General features: G+C 70.7%; 18 protein-coding genes. 5 read left to right on the plus strand and 13 right to left on the minus strand.

What is annotated here, in order from left to right; translation table 11 throughout:
• Positions 1-12: 12 nt before the first annotated feature.
• Both IGA62_RS02545 and IGA62_RS02550 read right to left on the minus strand, forming a co-directional pair.
• Complete coding sequence (locus IGA62_RS02545) at positions 13-573, minus strand: hypothetical protein (RefSeq protein ID WP_145816554.1); 561 nt, start codon at positions 571-573, stop codon at positions 13-15.
• Positions 574-614: 41 nt separating this feature from the next.
• Positions 615-854, minus strand: a complete 240-nt coding sequence (locus IGA62_RS02550) for a winged helix-turn-helix domain-containing protein (RefSeq protein WP_145816552.1) — start codon at positions 852-854, stop codon at positions 615-617.
• Between the two features lie 310 nt (positions 855-1,164).
• On the opposite strand from IGA62_RS02550, the gene IGA62_RS02555 reads away from it, so the two are divergent.
• The 3 genes from IGA62_RS02555 to IGA62_RS02565 are packed head-to-tail and all read left to right on the plus strand — an operon-like array spanning position 1,165 to position 2,168.
• The gene (locus IGA62_RS02555; RefSeq protein ID WP_232624858.1) at positions 1,165-1,440 is read left to right on the plus strand and encodes a DivIVA domain-containing protein; all 276 of its coding nucleotides are present in this window, start codon (positions 1,165-1,167) and stop codon (positions 1,438-1,440) included.
• Positions 1,441-1,490: 50 nt separating this feature from the next.
• Positions 1,491-1,706 carry a hypothetical protein gene (locus tag IGA62_RS02560; protein ID WP_232624859.1) on the plus strand — a complete coding sequence of 72 codons (216 nt, stop codon included), beginning with the start codon at positions 1,491-1,493 and terminating at the stop codon, positions 1,704-1,706.
• A 6-nt stretch (positions 1,707-1,712) separates the two neighbouring features.
• On the plus strand, positions 1,713-2,168 hold the full coding sequence (locus IGA62_RS02565; protein ID WP_145816550.1) for a hypothetical protein: 456 nt from the start codon (positions 1,713-1,715) through the stop codon (positions 2,166-2,168).
• 73 nt (positions 2,169-2,241) lie between these two features.
• On the opposite strand, the gene IGA62_RS02570 is transcribed toward IGA62_RS02565, so the two are convergent.
• On the minus strand, positions 2,242-3,183 hold the full coding sequence (locus IGA62_RS02570) for a DUF559 domain-containing protein (protein WP_145816548.1): 942 nt from the start codon (positions 3,181-3,183) through the stop codon (positions 2,242-2,244).
• 358 nt (positions 3,184-3,541) lie between these two features.
• Between IGA62_RS02570 and IGA62_RS02575 the strand changes: the two genes are divergently transcribed.
• Positions 3,542-4,840, plus strand: coding sequence for a TolB family protein (locus tag IGA62_RS02575; protein ID WP_186499764.1), 1,299 nt, complete (start codon positions 3,542-3,544; stop codon positions 4,838-4,840).
• Here the strand turns inward: IGA62_RS02575 and IGA62_RS02580 are convergent.
• The 10 genes from IGA62_RS02580 to IGA62_RS02625 all read right to left on the minus strand — a co-directional run bounded on the left by IGA62_RS02580 (position 4,837) and on the right by IGA62_RS02625 (position 13,214).
• Positions 4,837-5,493, minus strand: coding sequence for an acVLRF1 family peptidyl-tRNA hydrolase (locus tag IGA62_RS02580; RefSeq protein WP_145816543.1), 657 nt, complete (start codon positions 5,491-5,493; stop codon positions 4,837-4,839). The genes IGA62_RS02575 and IGA62_RS02580 overlap by 4 nt on opposite strands.
• A 93-nt stretch (positions 5,494-5,586) precedes the next feature.
• A complete protein-coding gene (locus tag IGA62_RS02585; RefSeq protein ID WP_145816540.1) occupies positions 5,587-6,222 on the minus strand; it encodes a LysE family transporter in 636 nt (211 codons plus the stop codon).
• 190 nt (positions 6,223-6,412) lie between these two features.
• Positions 6,413-6,904, minus strand: coding sequence for a metal-sulfur cluster assembly factor (locus IGA62_RS02590; RefSeq protein ID WP_145816538.1), 492 nt, complete (start codon positions 6,902-6,904; stop codon positions 6,413-6,415).
• Positions 6,901-7,374, minus strand: a complete 474-nt coding sequence (gene sufU, locus IGA62_RS02595) for a Fe-S cluster assembly sulfur transfer protein SufU (RefSeq protein WP_145816536.1) — start codon at positions 7,372-7,374, stop codon at positions 6,901-6,903. The genes IGA62_RS02590 and sufU overlap by 4 nt, the downstream gene beginning before the upstream one ends.
• A complete protein-coding gene (locus tag IGA62_RS02600; protein ID WP_145816534.1) occupies positions 7,374-8,678 on the minus strand; it encodes a cysteine desulfurase in 1,305 nt (434 codons plus the stop codon). Before IGA62_RS02600 ends, sufU begins: the two co-directional genes overlap by 1 nt.
• Positions 8,679-8,685: 7 nt before the next feature.
• Positions 8,686-9,459 (minus strand): Fe-S cluster assembly ATPase SufC, encoded by a 774-nt coding sequence (gene sufC / locus IGA62_RS02605; protein WP_091460236.1) that lies wholly within the window; start codon positions 9,457-9,459, stop codon positions 8,686-8,688.
• Entirely contained in the window at positions 9,459-9,785 is a 327-nt protein-coding gene (locus IGA62_RS02610) for a non-heme iron oxygenase ferredoxin subunit (RefSeq protein ID WP_145816532.1), read from the minus strand. The genes sufC and IGA62_RS02610 overlap by 1 nt, the downstream gene beginning before the upstream one ends.
• Positions 9,785-10,936: a Fe-S cluster assembly protein SufD gene (gene sufD, locus IGA62_RS02615; protein WP_145816530.1), complete on the minus strand. Its 1,152-nt coding sequence runs from the start codon at positions 10,934-10,936 to the stop codon at positions 9,785-9,787. The genes IGA62_RS02610 and sufD overlap by 1 nt, the downstream gene beginning before the upstream one ends.
• Positions 10,937-11,028: 92 nt before the next feature.
• Complete coding sequence (gene sufB, locus IGA62_RS02620; protein ID WP_091460229.1) at positions 11,029-12,459, minus strand: Fe-S cluster assembly protein SufB; 1,431 nt, start codon at positions 12,457-12,459, stop codon at positions 11,029-11,031.
• Positions 12,456-13,214, minus strand: coding sequence for a helix-turn-helix transcriptional regulator (locus IGA62_RS02625; RefSeq protein WP_145816527.1), 759 nt, complete (start codon positions 13,212-13,214; stop codon positions 12,456-12,458). Before IGA62_RS02625 ends, sufB begins: the two co-directional genes overlap by 4 nt.
• Before the next feature lie 98 nt (positions 13,215-13,312).
• Here IGA62_RS02625 and IGA62_RS02630 point away from each other — a divergent pair, with 98 nt between their 5' ends.
• Positions 13,313-14,293, plus strand: coding sequence for a COX15/CtaA family protein (locus IGA62_RS02630; protein WP_186499763.1), 981 nt, complete (start codon positions 13,313-13,315; stop codon positions 14,291-14,293).
• The last annotated feature ends 160 nt before the right edge of the window (positions 14,294-14,453 follow it).

Raw genomic sequence — 14,453 nt, forward strand, 5'->3', positions numbered from 1 at the left:
GCCGGGCGGGACTCATGCCGTCTCCCGCCCGGCGGCAACCGGCTCCGGACGACGGCGGACGTCACCGACGCTCGTCCCAGGGGTTACCGGTGTCGGCCTGCATGGAGAAGCACATCGGGATGCCAGGGTAGCGCCGTCGTGTCGCACGCCCGACTGCACCACCGGCAGCCCCTGCTGCCGCCAGTGGTCCTGCTCGCGCAGGATCCGTTGGAAGGTCGGTTCCAAATCTGCCGCCGCGTGTCGGGCCGGATGCAGCCTCACCCGCTGGGTCCAGGGCATTCCACCGATTGCCGCCCTGAACCGGGGCGGATCCGTCACCCACACATCGACACGGTCATCATGCACGTCGATGGCGATGCCGGCGTAGATCAGGGCGAGTGCACCCTCACCCAGTTGCCTCACCCTGGCCGCGATGTCGTTCAACTCGCCCTGGTTGGGGAAGGCGGAGGGTCCTTCGGTGGCAAGCTGACGGGACGTCGCCCCCGCCTCGACACCCGGCGAGCTGTCGTCGGCACATCCAGCCAGGAGGATCAGCAGGAAGAGCGAAGCTGCGGCCTTGGATCTCGGCGTCATGCGTCCTCCGATCCGCAGTCGCCACGACCCCACAACGCTTCCTACGGCTCCCGCATCCAGGTCTTCGGATCCGTAACGAAGATCCCCTTGCCCTGGTGCCGGCGGATCACGCGTAGCGCCTCCAGTCGAACGTAGACCATCTGAATCGTGGAGGTGCCGACCCTGTAGTCCGCCGCCATCTGGGCGATCGACGGCAGCTTGTCCTCGGGCCTGAGCTTCTTCTCCCTGATGGCGCCGATGATGTCATCGGCGATGCGCAGGTAGTCGGGTGTCGTTGGCATGGCACTCCTCGTGTGGCACACCAATTCGATCACGAGCAGCCCCGACACAACAACCAACCGTTGACTTAAACGGCTAAGCCGTTAGAGTTACCGACGAGCTACTCCTCGTGTGGCAACGGGATTGGCTCGTTCCCCCTGGGTCGGGGTGGGTTACGCGTGCCTGCCCCGACCCCCTGGACCGCGCTGTCTCCGTACCGCTGATGGGAGCTGCGGTGGCAGTGCCGGGCGGGTCGCCGCATGCCGGCGTGCGGCGGCCCGCCCTTCCTCCCGCACGGACCCTCCGCCCTCCGCTGCCCCGGAAAGGACCGACGTGGCCCAGGTGTACCGCTCCGGCCAGCCCTACGGCACCGGCCTGCCGCACCGGACGACCCCGCACGAGGTACGCAACCGCGAGTTCAGTCCGCGTCGGCGCGGTGTCGACGCCGACGAGGTGCGCGGGTTCCTAGCCGACCTCGCCGACGAGTTGGCCGACCTGTACCGGCAGCTCAACCTGCTCGACCAGGAGAACGAGCGGCTCAAGCGGGCACTGCGCGACTGGCAGACCCTGCACGCCCGCCAGTGCCGGCCCAACCGAGGGCACTGGTAGCGGTGTGCCCCAGGCCCGGCGATCTGCTGCGGGTCGATGGTTGCGCCTCGGTGCAGTTCGGCGGTAAACGGGCGTTGACGCTGCGGGTGGTCGCGGTGCACCTCGACCGGCCGACGTTCGACGGCTGGGTCTGGCTGACCGGTTACGTGCTCGACGCCAAGGGCCTGGCCACCGCCAAGCGGGGACTCTTCGTCCAGCCCGCCGGCCTGCACCGGCTCGCCAGGGGCGCAGCCTCGGTGCCCTGCGGCACGGAACGACGTCCATAGTGGAAGGTGGACGTCAGAACTGAGGGTCTGCGCCAGCTGGCGACGTTGCTGCGGGCCCGCGAGGAGTTGGACGACCGGATCACGGCACTGATCGGGCGTCCCGCCCACCCCGGCAACATCGGCGAGTTCATCGCCGCGCGGGTGTTCGACATCGAGCTCGCCTGCACCGCGGTGCAGGCCGGCTACGACGGCGTCTTCCGCTCCGGTCCGCTCGCCGGGCGGACGGTGAACGTGAAGAACTACGGCGACGCCCTCTCCGGCCTGGACATCAGCTCCCACCCCTGCGATCACTACCTGGTGCTGAGCAGCCGTCGATGCGCACCTGCTCACGGACATGCTCGGGCACCTGCTCCGCGCACCAACGGCGCACCTGAGCCACCGCTGCCTCGGGCAATCCTCGTGCTGCCATGGCCACCCACCCTACGAGTCCACGATGTCGCCCGGGCCGACGACCGAGTATGACGGTCAGGTCGCAATCCTGGGCCGTGTGGGTTGCGCCCGGTCCAACGGCGACATCCAAGGGGCGTGATGCTGGTCAGGTCGCGCGGCTGGCAAGGATCGCCCGGGTTTCCCGGCGTACCTGGTCGACCTCGTGCACGAGGCGGCGGTGGGCGAAGCGGACCACCAGGATGCCGATGCTCGCCAGCAGGGCGTCCCGGCGCAGGTCGATCTCCCGCTGTCCCGGGTCGCCGTGCGTGGTCGCGCCGTCGAGTTCGATGTTGACGCGTTCCCGCTCCGCGAACATGTCGAGGTACATCGTGCGCCGCCCGACCGTGACGCGGACCTGCCGCTGGAAGGGTGGCATCCCCGGGCCGGTGAAGACGCGCTCGTGCCCCCACATCTCCAGCGGGCTCCGGCAGCCCTCGGCGAGCCGGGTCAGCAGGGTCCGGAGGGCAGCCCGGTCGACCAGCCTCGGGGTGCTGTCCAGGGCGTGGCGCAGCCGTTCCGGGGTGGTGTGTCGGTCGTTGACTGCTCGGATCACCGGTGCCCGTCGGTCGTCCGTCGGCAACAGGGGCCATGAGTCGACCAGGGTCTGGTCGAGGCGGGTCACCGGCAGGCCGTTCCTCTGCACCACCTGAGGCGACTCGACGATAAAGCCGTGCCGTCGGTGCACGCGTACGCCGGCACGGGACCGGATGGTGGGGTTCAGTGCTGCGCTCAGGTGTAGGACGTCGCCGGTCGTCTGCTGACGCAGGCCCCACACGTGGAGCGCGCTGAGGTGGCTGAGCGCGGCCCGGCCGTCGGCCCAGGCGCAGACCGCCCGGTGTCCGAGTGCGGGGTGGAGGCGGCTGAGTGTGGGAAGACCGGGGTGAGGGCCCAGCAGGTGCACTGCGGCGAAAACCTCGGGCAACACCCGCACCAGGTGTCCGGTGGCGCACGCGTACTGGAGCGTCCACGGCGGCACCACCTGCGTCGCCACCGCGCGGGTGACCAGTCCGCCGCTCCGCTCCACCAGGTCCCGCAGCACCTCGTTCACGCCGTCGACCGTGCCGAACCGGCCCGCGCTGGGCAACCGGCCGCCACCCGGATCTGTGGACAGTCACCCGACTGTGGACAACGCCCGTCCGGATCAGTCGTCCGCTATGGGCCAGGCGACTCGTGGCTGGGTGCGGTGGAATGGGCTCGGCGTGTCGTGTGGCTGAGCTGCCAGGAAGTGGGCCACCCATCGGGAGGCTACGAAGCCCGAGCGGCTCCGGCCGACCATCCGGCGCGCGTGTCCGATCGAGGACAGCCGAACCTCTCCCCCGTTGCCGCCCTTGCCCCTGCCCATTCCATCGGACGACGCTGGATCCACACTTTGCCCGACTTGAGGGGATTAAAGCAGGATGCAACCTATGCGAATTTTGCTCACCACGACAGTCACCGCGGTAGTGGTCATCGCAGCCGCCCCACCGGCCGTCGCGAAGTGGGCCACCACCACCCGGGTCAGCGTCTCCACCACCGGCGACCAGAGCAACGACCGCAGCGACGACCCGGCGATCAGCGCCGACGGCCGCTACGTCACCTTCGACTCGGACGCCTCCAACCTCGTTCCCGACGACACCAACGGTGTCAGCGACATCTTCGTCCGGGACCGGATCACCGGCACCACCACCCGCGTCAGTGTCTCCACCACCGGGGACCAGGCCAACCACTTCAGCCGGGCTTCGGCGATCAGCGCCGACGGCCGGTACGTCACCTACCAATCCCTGGCGACCAACCTCGTACCCGACGACACCAACGACGAGAGCGACATCTTCGTCCGGGACCGCGCCACCGGCACCACCAGTCGCGTCAGCGTCTCCACCAACGAATACCAGGCCAACCACTACAGCGAACTCCCGGCGATCAGTGCCGACGGCCGCTACATCACCTACCACTCCCTGGCGACCAATTTCGTACCCAACGACACGAACAGCGCCTACGACGTCTTCGTCCGGGACCAGATCAACGGCACCACCCGCCGTGTCAGCGTGTCGACCACCGGCGACCAGGGCGACGGAGACAGCTTCGATCCGGCGATCAGCGCCGACGGTCGTTATGTCAGCTACACCTCGGGTGCCTCGAACCTGGTACCCGACGACACCAACGACGAGAGCGACATCTTCGTCTGGGACCGCACCACGGGCACCACCCGCCGGATCAGCGTCTCCACCACCGGCAACCAGGGCGACAACAGCAGCTTCACCTCGGTACTCAGCGCCGACGGCGGCTATGTCAGCTACGCCTCGGACGCCTCGAACCTCGTCGCCGACGACACCAACGACGCCACCGACATCTTCGTCTGGAACCGGGCCACCGGCACCACCCGCCGGATCAGCGTCTCCACCACCGGCAACCAGGCCAACAACGTCAGCCGAAGCCCGGCGATCAGCGCGAGCGCCCGCTACGTCACCTACCAGTCCCTGGCGACCAACCTCGTACCCGACGACACCAACGGCGTCACCGACATCCTCGTCCGGGACCAGATCACCGGCACCACCCGCCGCGTCAGCGTCTCCAGCAGCGGCAACCAGGCCAACCAGCACAGCGAATTCCCGGCGATCAGCGCCGACGGCCGCTACATCACCTACCAGTCTCCGGCGACCAACCTCGTACCTGACGACACCAACGGCGTGACCGACATCTTCGTCCGGAACCGGGGCGGCTTCTAGGTTCCGGAGGTGGGGTCGCGGACGAGGACGTGGACGGCGTGGGCGGCGGGGATGGCGGCGAGCAGGACGGCGTGCCGGGGTTCGGGGACGTCGAGCAGGCGCTCGGCGCGCAGCGCCGCCAGCGGAGCGAGGCGACGGTCGGCGAGGACGGTGTCGATCGACCGTCGATCGCCGCCGGTCACCAGGGCGGTGAGCGTCGACGCCTCGGGGAGCAGGAGTCGGACGGCCAGGTCGGCGGCCTCGTCCAGGACCGCCTTGGCCTGGTTGTCGCGGCGGCGGGCGAAGCGCTGCTGGGACCAGCCCCCGGCGGCGGTGCGCCCCTGCACATAGCGCGTGTCCACCTTGGACGTGGTCAGCGTGTCGCCGTCGGCAACCCCGACCGCCACCCCGCCCTTGCGCACCAGCAGCAGGCCGATCCGGCGGGAGGTGGTGGCCGCCGCCGCGAATCCACTCACATCCGGGGTGGCTGGCGCGCCGGGTGGGGCGTGCAGTTCGGCGGTGGCGCCGTCGGGCGCGGTGAGCAGGAGGCCGTACGGCTGGGCGGTGGTGGTCGGGGTGCCGTGCCGGGTGGTGAACCCGTCGACCCAGCGGGTGATCCGGCCCGGTTCGACCTCGACCCAGCGTCCCCCACCCGGTGCCGGCCAACTGCGCATGCCCACCGTCCCTCCGCTCGTGCCCGTACCGTCGACCGGGCTCCCCAAGGAGACCACCTAAGCACGACCGCGACACCGCCCATCGCCCCGCTCTCAGCCGACCAGCATCGCGACGGCGAGGGCGGCGATGATCGTGCTCGACGCGAGGGCGGTGACCAGCCGGCCACGGGCGCCGGTCAGCGCCCGGCCGACGAGGCTGCCACCGGCGGCGACGAGAAGTTGCCAGCTCGCCGAGGCGAGGAACGCGCCGAGCACGAAGAGCCCGGCGGCCAGCGGTTCGGCGGCATCGGAGCGGCCGAGGACGAGCGCCGCGAAGTAGACGATCGTCGCCGGGTTGAGCAGGGTCAGCACCAGGACGCCGAGGAAGGCCCGCGACGGGGTGTCCAGTCCCCGTCGGGCCGGTGCCGTGGCGGTGGCCGGTGCGCGCTGGCGCAGGGCCCGCCACGCGCCGTGGACGGCGAGGGCGAGCAGGACCCCGGCGGCGACCAGCCGCAACGGGCCGGCAACCGGGGTGACCAGCCCGGCCACCACCGTCCCGCCCAGCGTGGCGACGGCGGCGTAGAGCCCGTCGGCGGTGGCGACACCGAGCGCGGCCGCGGCTCCCACCCGGAACGAGGTACGCGCGGTCAGGCCGACGACCAGCACCGCGATCGCGCCGACCGGGACGGCGACACCGTAGCCGGCGACCAGGCCGGCGAGGAAGGCGCTCACGACGGCAGGTCGGGACACGGGCCGGAGCGCGGCAGGGTGCGCTGTCGGCCGGCGGCGGGGGCCGGGGCGACAGGGACACTGCTGCGGTACGACTCGTGCATCCGGTCATCGTCGGCCCCGGACGGCCCTCCCCGCGACCGGTTTACGCCAGACGCGTCGAGGGTGCCACCCCGGTGCGGGGCGACACCCTCGACGACGAGCGGTCGGGTCAGACGTTGAAACCGAGTGCGCGGAGCTGCTCCCGGCCGTCGTCAGTGATCTTGTCGGGGCCCCATGGCGGAATCCACACCCAGTTGATCCGGAAGTCGTTGACCAGTCCCCCACCGGGCCCGGTGGTCAGCGCCTGGCGGCACTGGGCCTCGATCTCGTCGGTCAACGGGCAGGCCGCCGAGGTCAGGGTCATGTCGATGGTGGCGATGTTGTCGTCGTCGACGTGCACCCCGTACACCAGGCCGAGGTCGACCACGTTGATGCCCAGCTCGGGGTCGACGACGTCCTTCATCGCCTCCTCGATGTCGGCGAGGGCGGCCTTGCCGCCGGTCGACCCGGCGGTCGTGACCTCTCCGGCCGACGCCGTGGTGGCATCCTCGGCCGACGAAGCCGCAACCCCGTCGGCCGACGCCGTCGCGGCGCTGTCGGGCGGCGTCACGGCCGCCTCGGGCGACGGCGTGGGGGCCGTCGCGGTGTCCTCAGAACTCATGCCTTCACCTCCGGGCTCGCGCCCACCCCCGCGCGTGCCGCGGCGTCCTTGAACGCCATCCACGGCAGCAGCGCGCACTTGACCCGGGCGGGGTAGCGGGCGACACCCGCGAACGCTACCCCGTCACCGAGCACGTCCTCGTCCGGCGTGACCTGGCCACGGCCGGACATCAGCTCGACGAACGCCTCGTGCACGACGAACGCGTCTCCCGCGTCGCGGCCACGAAGCAGCTCGTGCAGCACGCTCGCCGACGCCTGGCTGATCGAGCAGCCCATGCCGTCGTACGAGATGTCGCGCAGCACCGTGCCGTCGGTCGCGACCCGGACGGTCACCTCGTCCCCGCAGGTCGGGTTGACGTGGTGCGCCTCGGCGACCCGGTCCCCCGGCTCCTGCGGGTCGCGCAGACCGCGACCCTGCGGGCGCTTGTAGTGGTCCAGGATGATCTCCTGGTAGAGCTGGTCGAGCTGCATCAGGCGAACACCTTCCGTGCCTGCTCCAGTCCCGCCACCAGGGCGTCGATCTCCCCGGTGGTGGTGTAGAGGTAGAACGAGGCCCGGGTCATCGCCGGCACCCCGAACCGGGTGCACACCGGGCGGGCACAGTGATGGCCCACCCGCACCTGCACGCCGAGGGAGTCGAGCACCTGCCCGACGTCGTGCGGGTGCACGTCGCCGAGGGCGAACGAGATGGTGCCGCCCCGACCCACCGGCACGGCCGGGCCGAAGATCCGCAGCCCCGGCACGGTCGCCAGGGCGTCCAGCGCGTACGCGGTCAGTTCCTTCTCGTGCCACTGGATGGCCCGCATGCCGATGCCGGTGAGGTAGTCCACGGCCGCGCCGAGTGCCACCGCCTCGGCGATCGGCGGGGTGCCCGCCTCGAACCGGGCCGGCGGCGCGGCGAACGTCGACCGGGCCATCGTCACGGTCTCGATCATCGAACCACCGCCGAGCACGGGCGGCATCGCCGCCAGCAGCTCCGACCGGCCCCAGAGCACGCCGATGCCGGTCGGGCCGCACATCTTGTGCCCGGTGAAGACGATGAAGTCCGCGTCGAGGTCGACCACGTCGACCGGCATGTGCGGCACCGACTGCGAGCAGTCCCAGAGCAGCAGCGCCCCGACCTCGCGGACCCGCTGGGTGATCCGGGAGGTGGGGTTGACCGTGCCGAGGATGTTCGACACGTGCACCAGCGAGACGATCTTCGTCCGTTCGGTGACCAGGTCCTCCAGGCCGGAGTCGTCCAGCCGGCCGTGCTCGGTGACCGGGAACCAGCGCAGGGTCGCGCCGGTCCGCTCGCAGAGCAGCTGCCACGGGACGATGTTCGAGTGGTGCTCCATCTCGGAGATGACCACCTCGTCACCGGGGCCGAGCCGGAACCTCGGGTCGGCGTCGGCGCGCAGCGAGGCGTTGGAGAAGGCGTACGCCACCAGGTTGATCGCCTCGGTGGAGTTCTTGGTGAAGACCACCTCGTCCACGCTGGGCGCGTTGACGAACCCGGCGACCTTCGCCCGTGCCCCCTCGTACGCCTCGGTGGCCTCGGTGCCCAGGGTGTGCACCGAGCGCGACACGTTGGCGTTGTGCATCGCGTAGTGCTCGGCGAGCACGTCGAGCACCTGGCGCGGCTTGTGCGAGGTGTTGGCGCTGTCGAGGTAGACCAGCGGGTGCCCGTTGACCTCCCGGCCGAGGATCGGGAAGTCCGCGCGCACCGCCGCGACGTCGAAGCGTGGCACGTCGTCGTACTGCGGCATGCCCGCCGGGATCGTCAGGGAGGTCATCGCCGCCTCAGACCCGCGCCGCGCCGGCTCCGGCGACGTACCGCTCGTAGCCCTCGTCCTCAAGCTTGTCGGCCAGCTCCGGGCCGCCCTGCTCGACGATCCGGCCGGCGACGAAGACGTGCACGTGGTCCGGCTTGATGTAGCGCAGGATGCGGGTGTAGTGGGTGATCAGCAGCAGGCCGGTGTCGCCGGTGTCACGGACCCGGTTGACCCCCTCGCTGACCACTCGCAGTGCGTCGACGTCGAGGCCGGAGTCGGTCTCGTCGAGGATCGCGATCTTCGGCTTGAGCAGTTCGAGCTGCACGATCTCGTGCCGCTTCTTCTCACCGCCGGAGAAGCCCTCGTTGACGTTGCGCTGGGCGAAGGCCGGGTCCATCTGGAGCCGCTCCATCGCGCCGCGCAGCTCGCCGCCCCAGGTGCGCAGCTTCGGGGCCGTGCCGTCGATGGCGGTCTTGGCGGTGCGCAGGAAGTTCGCCACCGAGACGCCGGGGATCTCCACCGGGTACTGCATGGCCAGGAAGAGACCGGCGCGGGCCCGCTCGTCGACGCTCATCGCCAGCACGTCGACGCCGTCGAGGGTCACCGTACCGCTGGTGATCTCGTACTTCGGGTGACCGGCGATCGAGTACGCCAGGGTCGACTTGCCGGAGCCGTTCGGGCCCATGATGGCGTGCGTCTCGCCCGACTTCACGGTCAGGTCGACGCCGTCCAGGATCGGCTTGAGCTCACCCTCGGGCAGCTTGACCGACACCTTCAGGTCGCGGATCTCCAGGGTGCTCATTATCGGGTCACTCCATTGCTCGGCGTGAGACTGACGTAGATGTCGCCGTCGCGGACTTCGACGGGGTAGACGGGTACGGGTTCGGTGGCGGGCAGTCCGCTCGGCTCACCGGTACGCAGGTCGAAACGCGAGCCGTGCAGCCAGCATTCCAGCGTGCAGCCGGACACCTCGCCCTCGGAGAGGGCCACGGCGGCGTGCGAGCACTCGTCGTGGACGGCGTAGAAGGCGTCGTCCTCACCGTGCACGAGGGCGACCGGGGTGCCGTCGACGTTCGCGCTGATCACGGTGCCCTTCGGCACGTCCTCGGTCGAGCAGATCTTGATCATCAGGCGCCGGCCTTGGTCAGTCGCGCCTCGATCGCCTCGCCGAGCCGCTCCCGCAGCGACTCCACCGGGATCTTGTTGAGGATCTCGGCGAAGAAGCCCCGGACCACCAGGCGGCGGGCCTCGGCCTCCGGGATGCCCCGGGCCATCAGGTAGAACAGCTGCTCGTCGTCGAAACGACCGGTCGCGCTGGCGTGGCCCGCGCCGGCGATCTCGCCGGTCTCGATCTCCAGGTTGGGTACGGAGTCGGCCCGCGCGCCGTCGGTCAACAGCAGGTTCCGGTTGATCTCGTACGTGTCGGTGCCGGTCGCCTCGGCGCGGATGAGCACGTCACCCACCCAGACCGTGCGGGCGCTGGCGCCCTGCAACGCGCCCCGGTAGCCGACGTGGCTGCGGCAGTCCGGGATGCTGTGGTCGACCAGCTGTCGGTGCTCCAGGTGCTGGCCGGAGTCGGCGAAGTAGACGCCGTACAGCTCGGCCTCGCCGCCCCGGCCGGCGTACTCCACGCTGGTGAACTGCCGGACCAGGTCGCCGCCGAGGGTGACCTGCACGTGCGTCACCCGGGCGTCGCGCCCCAGCCGGATCCTGAGGTGCTGGGCCTGGACCGCGTCGTCGGCCCAGTCGGCGACGGTGACCAGGGTGAGCTTCGCGCCGTCACCGACGGACACCTCGACGTTCTCGCCGAGCGTGCCGCTGCCCACCTGCTCCACCACGACGACCGACTCGGAGAGCGCGCCGGCCTCGACGAAGGTGTGCGCGAAGGAGAGCACGTCGCGGGGACCACCCTGCACGGTGACGGTCACCGGCTCGCCGACCACGGCCTGCGGGGCGATGCGGATCAACCGGCCGGGGCCCGCCTCACCGTAGGCGCGGGCGCTGACCCGGTCGAACGGGGTCAGCACGCTGCCCCGGCGCGGGTCGTCCTCGGCCAGCGTGCCGACGGTGACCCCGTCCGGCAGCGGGCCGACGTCGACCGCGGGCCAGTGCGCGGACTCGTCGGTGACGGTCCCGTCCAGCAGCCCCCGCAACCGCTTGAGCGGGGTGAAGCGCCACTCCTCCTCGAGGCCGGTGAGGGCCGGGAAGTCGGCGACGTCGTACGAGCGCAGCGCCTGCGACTTGGTGCTCGGCGGTGGCGCGGAAGCCTGGGTAGTCATTTCTTCCTTGATCAGTTCTCGCGTCAGCGGTGTCCGGTGTGAGATGGCGGGCGGGCCGGTGTGGACCGGCCCGCCCGTGGGAGGGGACGGCGTCAGCCGACCGCGCCCTCCATCTGCAGCTCGATCAGGCGGTTGAGCTCCAGGGCGTACTCCATCGGAAGCTCCTTGGCGATCGGCTCGATGAAGCCGCGCACGATCATCGCCATCGCCTCGTCCTCGCTCATGCCCCGGCTCATCAGGTAGAAGAGCTGGTCCTCGCTGACCTTGGAGACGGTCGCCTCGTGCCCCATCGACACGTCGTCCTCGCGGATGTCGACGTAGGGGTAGGTGTCCGAGCGGGAGATGGTGTCGACCAGCAGCGCGTCGCACTTGACCGTGCTCGCGCTGTGGTGCGCCCCCTCCATCACCTGGACCAGGCCCCGGTACGAGGTGCGGCCGCCGCCCCGGGCGATCGACTTCGACACGATGGTGCTGGACGTGTGCGGCGCGGCGTGCACCATCTTGGCTCCGGCGTCCTGGTGCTGCCCCTCGCCGGCCATCGCCACCGAGAGCACCTCGCCCTTGGCGTGCTCGCCGGTCATGTAGACCGCCGGGTACTTCATGGTGACCTTGGAGCCGATGTTGCCGTCGATCCACTCCATGGTCGCGCCCTCGTGGCAGACGGCGCGCTTGGTGACCAGGTTGTAGACGTTGTTCGACCAGTTCTGGATGGTCGTGTACCGGCAGCGGGCGTTCTTCTTGACGATGATCTCCACGACCGCGCTGTGCAGCGAGTCGGAGGAGTAGATCGGCGCGGTGCAGCCCTCGACGTAGTGCACGTACGCACCCTCGTCGACGATGATCAACGTCCGCTCGAACTGGCCCATGTTCTCCGTGTTGATCCGGAAGTACGCCTGGAGCGGGATCTCCACGTGCACGCCCTTCGGCACGTAGATGAACGAGCCACCGGACCAGACGGACGTGTTCAGCGCGGCGAACTTGTTGTCGCCGACCGGGATCACCGTGCCGAAGTACTCCTTGAAGACGTCCTCGTGCTCCTTGAGGGCGGTGTCGGTGTCGAGGAAGAGGACACCCTGCTCCTCCAGGTCCTCACGGATCTTGTGGTAGACCACCTCGGACTCGTACTGCGCCGCGACACCGGCGATCAACCGCTGCTTCTCCGCCTCGGGGATACCCAGCCGGTCGTAGGTGTTCTTGATCTCCTCGGGCAGGTCCTCCCAGCTGGCGGCCTGCTTCTCGGTGGAGCGGACGAAGTACTTGATGTTGTCGAAGTCGATCCCGGTGAGGTCGGCGCCCCAGGCCGGCATGGGCTTGCGGCCGAACAGCCGCAGACCCTTCAGACGCAGGTCGAGCATCCAGGCCGGCTCGTTCTTCTTGGCCGAGATGTCCCGCACCACCGCCTCGTTGAGGCCACGCTGGGCGGTCGCCCCGGCGACGTCGGAGTCGGCCCAGCCGTACTCGTAGCGACCGAGGGCGGCGAGCTGCTCCTCCTGGGTCAGGGGCTGAACGATCTGCTCGGTCATCTATCTGTCCTCACAGTGGAGACGGTCTTACCGGACGGAACACGCCCCGGTTGGCCCGGGATGTGCGTGGTGCACACCCCGTCGCCGTGGGCGATGGTGGCCAGACGCTGCACGTGCGTGCCGACCAGACGGGAGATCACCGAGGTCTCGACCTCGCAGAGCTGGGGGAACTCGGCGGCCACGTGCGCCACCGGGCAGTGGTGCTGGCAGAGCTGGCCGCCGGACGCGATCGTGGACGCGTTGGCCGCGTAGCCCTCGGCGGTCAGCGCACCGGCGAGCGCCTCGGCGCGGGCGAGGGGGTCCTCCCCGGCGCCCTCCATCGCCGCCCGGCACCGGCGCTCCAGCGCGGAGACCTGCTCGGCGGCGAACGCCTCGACCGCCTGAGGGCCGCCGGTACGGGCGATCCAGCGCAGCGCGGCGGTGGCCATGTTGTCGTAGTGGTGGGTGCCGCAGCGGCCCCGGGCGGCGTCGGTGAGCACGAAGACCTTGGCCGGACGGCCCCGGCCCCGGTGGGCCCGCACCGCCTGCTCGCGGGCGACCACGTCGCCGTCGGCGAGCATCGCGTCGAGGTGGCGGCGGATCGCCGCCGGGCTGAGGCCCAGCGCGTCGCCGAGCTGCACGGCGGTGGTCGCACCCCGCTCCAGCAGGAGCTGGGTGACCCGCTCACGGGTGGAGACGTCGGCCGCGGACGCGGGCACCCCGACGACCGGACCGGCCGCCGGCCGCTGCCCGGAGAGCGCCGCCGCGTTTTTCACAACGCCCACGTTACGTAATTCGCGGGACGGCCGCAAACCCGGGTTCCGGTGATCCGAACCACCGCGCTCATGGAGCCACCGGAGACCCGAGCACTACAGTGCGTAGGATTCGCGGTGTGATGCGACCCGCCCGGTTCCCGGTCTCCGCCGCCCTGCTGCGCCGACTCGCGCTCGCCTCGATCATCGCCAACGTCGGAATCGTGGTCACCGGCGGGGCCGTCCGACTGACCGACTCCGGTCTCGGCTGCCCCACCTGGCCCCGGTGCACCGACGAGTCGTACACCGCGACCGCCGAGATGGGCATCAACGGCGCCATCGAGTTCGGCAACCGGCTGCTCACCTTCGCGGTCGGGCTGATCGCGCTGGCCACCCTGGTCGCGGTACTGCTGCACCGGTCCCGCCGGCGCAGCCTGCTCCCGCTGGCGGTCGCGGTCTTCCTGGGCATCCCGGCCCAGGCGGTGATCGGCGGGATCACCGTGCTGACCAACCTCAACCCGTGGGTGGTCGGGCTGCACTTCCTCGCCTCGATGGCGGTGATCGCGGCGGCGTACGCGCTCTGGCGGCGCACGAAGGAACCGGACGGCCCGACGGTGGCCGTGGTGCCGGCCCCGCTGCGCACCCTGGCCTGGCTCACCACCCTGGTGAGCGTCGCGGTGCTGGTCATCGGCACCTGGGTCACCGGCAGCGGCCCGCACGCCGGCGACCACGGCGCGGCCCGCAACGGGCTGGACCCGGAGTCGATCGCCCAGGTGCACGCCGACAGCGTCTTCCTGCTGATCGGCCTCTCCGTGGCGCTCGTCTTCGCCTTCCGGGCAGTCGGCGCGACCGGCGCGGCCCGGGCGGCGCTGGTGCTGCTGGCGGTGGAGCTGGGTCAGGGACTGATCGGCTTCGTGCAGTACCTCACCCACCTGCCGGCGTTGCTGGTGGGCGCGCACATGCTCGGCTCGTGCCTGGTGCTGCTGGCCACCCTGTCGGTCCAGTGGTCGACCCGCGAGCGGCGCCCCGCCCCGGCTTCGGCAACCTCCGCCGGGGCGGCGACGGACGCCGAGGCGCACCCGGTCGCCGCCGCACACAGCTGATCCATCCGCGCCACCCGGTCGCCGCCGCGTGGGCAGCTGATCCCCGCCGCACCGGCTCCACTCCCCCCGCTGCCGTCTCACCCGCTGCCGCCACCCGGCCGCTGCCTGCCCACCTGCCGCGCGCCTGCCCGCGTGGTTGCAGGGGTCCCCTGCTCCTCAA

It is taken from the genome of Micromonospora sagamiensis (assembly GCF_014680085.1).
GTDB classification, from domain to species: Bacteria; Actinomycetota; Actinomycetes; order Mycobacteriales; family Micromonosporaceae; genus Micromonospora; species Micromonospora inyonensis.